Below are 6,249 nucleotides of genomic sequence, written 5' to 3' on the forward strand. Positions count from 1 at the left end.
AAGCATCTAACAAGCCTATGCCTTGTTTATTAGCAGGCCACAGCCTTGGTGAATATTCTGCTTTAGTCTGCGCGGGCGTGATTGAATTTACTGATGCCGTTAAATTAGTTGAGCTTCGCGGAAAACTAATGCAACAAGCTGTACCTGCAGGTTCTGGTGCTATGTTTGCCATTATTGGTCTTGATGATGATGCGATTGCCAAAGCGTGCACAGAGTCTGCTCAAGGCGACGTGGTAAGCCCTGTTAACTACAACAGCCCAGGTCAAGTAGTGATAGCCGGTGAGAAAGCGGCTGTTGAACGTGCTGCTGCAGCATGTAAAGCTGCTGGAGCTAAAATGACAGTAGCATTGCCTGTGAGTGTGCCTTCACACTGTGCGTTAATGAAGCCAGCCGCTGATGAACTCGCTAAAGCCTTAATTGAAGTGACATTCTCAGAGCCTACCATTAATGTCGTTAACAACGTTGATGTGGCAATGCCGAGAGATTCACAGGCAATTAAAGATGCATTAGTGCGTCAGTTATATTGCCCAGTGCGTTGGAGCGAGTCTGTTGAATTTATGGCGACACAAGGTGTTACAAAATTAATAGAGTGTGGACCGGGGAAAGTATTAACCGGGTTAACAAAAAGAATTAGTAAATCGATATCCGCTCAAGCGGTCAATGATGTTGCTTCATTTGCAGCATTAGTCGAATAAAGGAGTTGATATGAGCTTTAGCATTAATTTAGACGGTAAAATTGCCCTAGTAACAGGCGCTAGCCGCGGTATTGGGCGTGCGATTGCTGAGTCATTAGTACAAGCTGGCGCGATGGTTATCGGCACTGCAACCAGTGAAAAAGGTGCTGCTGCGATTCAAGAATACCTAGGTGACAAAGGCTTTGGGATGGTGTTAAATGTCACTGATTCTCAATCTGTTGCTGATTTATATAGCCAGATCAAAGAAAAAGCAGGTGAAGTTGATATTCTTATCAACAATGCGGGTATTACCCGTGACAATTTATTAATGCGAATGAAAGATGATGAGTGGCAAGATATTATTGACACTAATTTGACTTCATTATTTAAATTGTCTAAACCAGTAATGCGATCTATGATGAAAAAACGTTTCGGACGTATTATCAGTATCGGTTCTGTAGTAGGTACAATGGGCAATGCTGGCCAAGTAAATTACTCGGCAGCTAAAGCGGGTTTGATTGGATTTACAAAATCTCTCGCAAGAGAGGTTGCATCTCGTCAAATAACAGTGAATGCTATTGCACCTGGATTTATTCAGACAGACATGACAGATGAGCTGACAGTTGAACAGCAACAAGCTATTATGTCGCAAGTTCCGATGGAACGATTAGGGCAAGCACAAGAAATTGCCAATGCAGTATTGTTTTTGGCCTCGGATTCAGCCGCTTATATCACAGGTGAAACATTGCATGTGAATGGCGGCATGTACATGGTTTAAGAGCGATAGGTAGGTAACTACCTTCATTTGAGTCAGTGTTAGTGACAATTTAATGTTATTTTTTGTGGTTAGACCACAAAATCTAAGCTTGCATTGTTATCTAATTCGAATAAACTACTCGCAATCTTACGCAAGTGCGTAATTTGAATAGGAAAGAAAACTAATGAGCAACATCGAAGAACGTGTAAAGAAAATCATCATCGAGCAACTTGGCGTTAAAGAAGAAGACGTTAAATCAGCTGCTTCTTTTGTAGACGATTTAGGCGCAGATTCTCTAGACACGGTTGAATTGGTTATGGCTCTAGAAGAAGAGTTTGATACCGAGATCCCTGACGAAGAAGCTGAAAAGATCACTACTGTTCAAGCAGCGATCGATTACGTTTCTAAGAATCAGTAATCAAGAATTCACAAAAACAGGCGGCATTTATGCCGCCTGTTTTTGTTTAAAGCATTTGTAAACGCTCGTTCCATTTAATTGCATTAGAACATCCCTCCTTATACTTCTTTAGCTAAATCGCAATAATGGCATCGTGGCAGATTTTTTTTAAAGGTGAATATCATGTCTAAACGTCGTGTCGTCATCACAGGTCTTGGTCTTGTGACTCCTGTGGGTAATGATGTCGAGTCTACTTGGAATGCCTTATTGGCTGGTAAAAGTGGTATCGCTCCAATCACTAAGTTTGATGCTAGTGAATTTGGTACTCGTTTCAGTGGTTCTGTGAAAGATTTTGACGTCGAACAATACTTAACCAAAAAAGATGCCCGTAAAATGGATTTATTTATCCAGTACGGCATGGCTGCAGGCATTCAAGCTGTAAAAGATTCAGGCTTAGATATGAGCCAAGAAAATCCAGCTCGTATAGGTACTGCTATTGGTGCTGGTATGGGGGGCATGTGGTTAATTGAACAAGGCCATTCTGCATTATTAAATGGTGGACCGCGTAAAGTGTCACCATTTTTTGTACCTAGTACCATTATCAATATGATTGCCGGACATTTGTCGATTATGTATGGCATGACAGGTCCAAATTTTGCGGTCACAACAGCCTGTACTACTGGTGTGCACAATATTGGTTTTGCTGCGCGTACCATTGCTTATGGTGATGCTGATGTGATGGTTGCCGGTGGCGCAGAAGATGTGACTAGCCCATTAGGTGTAGCAGGTTTTAGTGCTGCTAAAGCATTATCTACACGTAATGATGATCCAACAGCAGCAAGTCGCCCTTGGGATAAAGACCGTGATGGCTTTGTTATTGGTGATGGCGCGGGTGTTATTGTGATGGAAGAGTACGAGCGCGCTAAAGCGCGTGGTGCAAAAATTTACGGTGAGTTAGTCGGTTTTGGCATGAGTGGTGATGCATTCCACATGACATCACCACCAAGTGACGGTGCAGGTGCTGCGGCTGCAATGGTTAATGCTATTAATGATGCCCAAATTGAAAAAGAACTTGTGGGTTATATTAACGCGCATGGCACCTCAACGCATGCCGGTGATAAAGCAGAAGCTGCTGCTGTTAAATCGGTGTTTGGGCCTCACGCTTATGATGTACTTGTGAGTTCGACTAAATCAATGACAGGGCATTTGTTGGGTGCAGCTGGCGCTGTTGAAGCCATTATTACTTTGCTTGCACTGCGTGATCAACATGTACCGCCGACGATCAACCTTGATAACCCAGATGAAGGTTGCGACTTAGATTTTGTTGCTCACACCTCACGTCGTCATCAGTTTGACTATGCCTTATGTAATTCATTTGGTTTTGGTGGCACAAACGGTTCGTTACTGTTTAAGAAAATTTAATCGAGTTAATGCCAATAAGGGAAGATGAAAATCTTCCCTTTTTTATTTGTTTAATTTGTTTTTTTGTCACATTAGTATTTATCAATTCCCGTTAAATGATGATTTAGCGTAGACTGATAAGTAATGACATTTATCTAATAGGATCTATTATGGCAGGTAAAGATAGACAACTTACATTACGTTTTTTGGCCGAACCTGCAGATGTCAATTTTGGCGGTAAGGTTCACGGCGGCGCTGTAATGAAATGGATCGATTTAGCCGCTTATGCAGCAGCAGCAGGCTGGAGCGGTAAATATTGTATTACCGTATATGCTGGCGGCATTCGATTTGTTAAACCTATCCATGTGGGTAATATTGTCGAAGTCACTGGCAAAGTTATTTATACCGGTACAACGTCTATGCACATTGCGATTGATGTAAAGGCGGGCGATCCTAAAGAGTCTGAACGTCATCTGACGACACACTGTATTGTAATCATGGTAGCAGTAGATGACGAAGGTCATCCCACATCGGTACCAGAATGGATACCGGCTAATGCTGATGATGTTCGCTTACGTGATAGTGCATTGAGATTGATGGATATGCGTAAACGTATCGGTGCCGAAATGGAAGCTCACGTTAAACCTTCAGTTGAATAGATAAGGGGAAATCATGGCCAAGGTAGCATTTATTGGTTTAGGCGTTATGGGGTTCCCGATGGCGGGACATTTGGTAAAACAGGGTCATGAAGTTACTGTGTATAACCGTACAGGGGCTAAAGCGACCCAGTGGGTTGAACAATATGGTGGTAAGAAGGCTGATACACCAAAAGATGCCGCCCTAGGCCAAGACATTGTTTTTACCTGTGTGGGTAATGATGATGATCTACGCCAAGTTGTATTAGGCGAGCTGGGTGTTGTTCATGGTATGCATGCAGGTGCCATTTTGGTTGACCATACTACGGCTTCTGCTGATGTAGCGCGTGAAATTGCCGCGCACATTAAACCACTTAACATTGCATTTTTAGATGCACCTGTTTCAGGTGGTCAAGCGGGAGCAGAAAATGGTGCGTTAACGGTGATGATGGGCGGCGAACAAACTGATTTTGATACTGTTAAACCCGTTATTGCGGCATACAGCCGCTGCGCTGAATTGTTAGGACCTGTTGGTTCAGGGCAGTTGACTAAAATGGTTAACCAAATTTGTATTGCTGGTGTAGTGCAAGGCCTCGCAGAGGGACTTCATTTTGCTAAAAGTGCTGGTTTAGATGGCTTAAAAGTGATTGAAGTGATCAGCAAAGGCGCGGCACAAAGCTGGCAGATGGAAAATCGCTATAAAACGATGTGGCAAGGTCAATATGATTTCGGTTTTGCTATCGATTGGATGCGAAAAGATTTGGGTATTGCTTTAGATGAAGCTCGTCGTAATGGTAGCCATTTACCGGTAGCCGCGTTAGTTGATCAGTTTTATTCTGAAGTTCAAGCAATGAAAGGTAATCGCTGGGATACCTCTAGCTTACTTGCCCGTTTAGAAAAGTCTCGCAGTTAAAATCAACACCAAGTTGTTATAGGCGTAAATGTAGCCCCAATATAGATTGGGGCTTTTTATTGACTATAAACTCATTAATATTAGTCTTTACTGTATTAGGCACTTTGTGGTCTTAAGTTGATTTATTGACTAAAAACCATCGAGTTACATGATATAGCGCACATCTTCATCTAATTATCGCTGCTATTATTGTTTAATCTAAATTAATTTTTCTTAAAGTGGATAGATTAGCTACGTTTATATTGTCAGTTAATTTGAAATTGTTTATAAATTTTTTGATAAACGGTTTATAAACAAAGTTGTTGAATAACCCTTAAGCAAAGTGTCGTGTTGCAGTGTGATGATCCGCGTCAGATAAAAGAATGCGGGCACATGCTAAATTGGAGGAATGAATAGTGAGCAATAAACTACTGAGTGCATTGTTTGCGGCTGGTTTCGCGGTAATGATGATGTCTTCTGCATCATTTGCTGCTGATGAGACCCTCGCAGAGTTTCACGTTGAAATGGGTGGCTGTGAAAACTGTCACGCTGATGGTGAACCATCAAAAGATGGTGCTTATGAATTTGAACAATGTCAAAGTTGTCATGGTTCACTAGCTGAAATGGATGATAACCATAAGCCGCATGATGGTATATTAATGTGCGCAGATTGCCATGCACCACATGAAGCAAAAGTAGGCGAAAAGCCAACATGTGATACATGCCACGATGATGGCCGTACTGCAAAATAAGTTATCTTTGATAGCTGAAAAATGCCGACATAATGTCGGCATTTTTGTTTTTAATCCTCGCGACAATACATCTTACTTTTACCTAAGTACCTCTTTGTGGGTAGTTAAATTCTTTTGATTTCAAATAGATGCGCAACATAAGGGCGCAGCCTGTGCACTTATGTTGCGCAATTGTTGATTTAAAACACCTAGTCATTTCTTATTTCTATTTTAAATCAGTAAGTTAATTTATTGGCACAGCTTTCGCAGTATTTCATCTATGTAATCGTTAATATGAAAGGGTAGTTGTATGTCTGTAGTCCAATCAAGTTGTGCTTATTGTGGTGTCGGATGCGGTATTAGCGTGTCTTCAAATAAAGCGGATTGGACCGATGTCGATGCTGCAGATTTAGTATTAGTCGGTGATAACAATCATCCTGCAAACTACGGTCATTTATGCGCCAAAGGCGAACGCTTACTCGACAGTTTAGCCCAACCTAATGTACTGCGTTATCCAAAACTGCGTTCTGGTATACCACTTGAATGGGACAAGGCGAGCACCTTAATTGCTGATACCTTTGCGCAAACCATTGCAGAACATGGTCCAGATTCAGTCGCACTGTATCTTTCTGGCCAATTACTCACTGAAGATTATTATGTTGCCAACAAGTTTGCTAAAGGCTTTTTAAAAACGGCTAACGTCGATACTAACTCACGCTTATGTATGTCGTCAGCGGTGAGTGCAATGCAACGCGCTTTTGG

General features: G+C 41.9%; 8 protein-coding genes. All 8 read left to right on the top strand.

The window, feature by feature from the left end:
• Positions 1-695: ACP S-malonyltransferase (gene fabD / locus H5202_RS16820; protein WP_182773091.1), on the top strand; the 695-nt coding region annotated here is incomplete at its 5' end.
• A 10-nt stretch (positions 696-705) separates the two neighbouring features.
• Complete coding sequence (gene fabG, locus H5202_RS16825) at positions 706-1,452, top strand: 3-oxoacyl-ACP reductase FabG (protein WP_182773092.1); 747 nt, start codon at positions 706-708, stop codon at positions 1,450-1,452.
• 163 nt (positions 1,453-1,615) lie between these two features.
• On the top strand, positions 1,616-1,849 hold the full coding sequence (gene acpP, locus H5202_RS16830; RefSeq protein ID WP_011496723.1) for an acyl carrier protein: 234 nt from the start codon (positions 1,616-1,618) through the stop codon (positions 1,847-1,849).
• A gap of 162 nt (positions 1,850-2,011) precedes the next feature.
• Positions 2,012-3,250, top strand: coding sequence for a beta-ketoacyl-ACP synthase II (gene fabF, locus H5202_RS16835; protein ID WP_182773093.1), 1,239 nt, complete (start codon positions 2,012-2,014; stop codon positions 3,248-3,250).
• Between the two features lie 149 nt (positions 3,251-3,399).
• On the top strand, positions 3,400-3,888 hold the full coding sequence (locus H5202_RS16840; RefSeq protein ID WP_182773094.1) for an acyl-CoA thioesterase: 489 nt from the start codon (positions 3,400-3,402) through the stop codon (positions 3,886-3,888).
• A gap of 13 nt (positions 3,889-3,901) precedes the next feature.
• On the top strand, positions 3,902-4,777 hold the full coding sequence (locus H5202_RS16845) for an NAD(P)-dependent oxidoreductase (RefSeq protein ID WP_182773095.1): 876 nt from the start codon (positions 3,902-3,904) through the stop codon (positions 4,775-4,777).
• A gap of 395 nt (positions 4,778-5,172) precedes the next feature.
• On the top strand, positions 5,173-5,508 hold the full coding sequence (gene cctA / locus H5202_RS16850) for a tetraheme c-type cytochrome CctA (protein ID WP_059745144.1): 336 nt from the start codon (positions 5,173-5,175) through the stop codon (positions 5,506-5,508).
• A gap of 289 nt (positions 5,509-5,797) precedes the next feature.
• Positions 5,798-6,249 (top strand): molybdopterin-dependent oxidoreductase (locus H5202_RS16855; RefSeq protein WP_182773096.1); only part of this gene is annotated, 452 nt, incomplete at its 3' end.

Source organism: Shewanella sp. SG41-4, assembly GCF_014164505.1.
Taxonomy (GTDB): domain Bacteria; phylum Pseudomonadota; class Gammaproteobacteria; order Enterobacterales; family Shewanellaceae; genus Shewanella.

What these genes read in the sequence shown, in the direction of transcription:
- H5202_RS16845 (WP_182773095.1), top strand. Translation starts at nt 3,902, where the DNA reads ATGGCCAAGGTAGCATTTATTGGTTTAGGCGTTATGGGGTTCCCGATG.
- H5202_RS16840 (WP_182773094.1), top strand. Translation starts at nt 3,400, where the DNA reads ATGGCAGGTAAAGATAGACAACTTACATTACGTTTTTTGGCCGAACCT.
- fabF (WP_182773093.1), top strand. Translation starts at nt 2,012, where the DNA reads ATGTCTAAACGTCGTGTCGTCATCACAGGTCTTGGTCTTGTGACTCCT.
- fabG (WP_182773092.1), top strand. Translation starts at nt 706, where the DNA reads ATGAGCTTTAGCATTAATTTAGACGGTAAAATTGCCCTAGTAACAGGC.
- acpP (WP_011496723.1), top strand. Translation starts at nt 1,616, where the DNA reads ATGAGCAACATCGAAGAACGTGTAAAGAAAATCATCATCGAGCAACTT.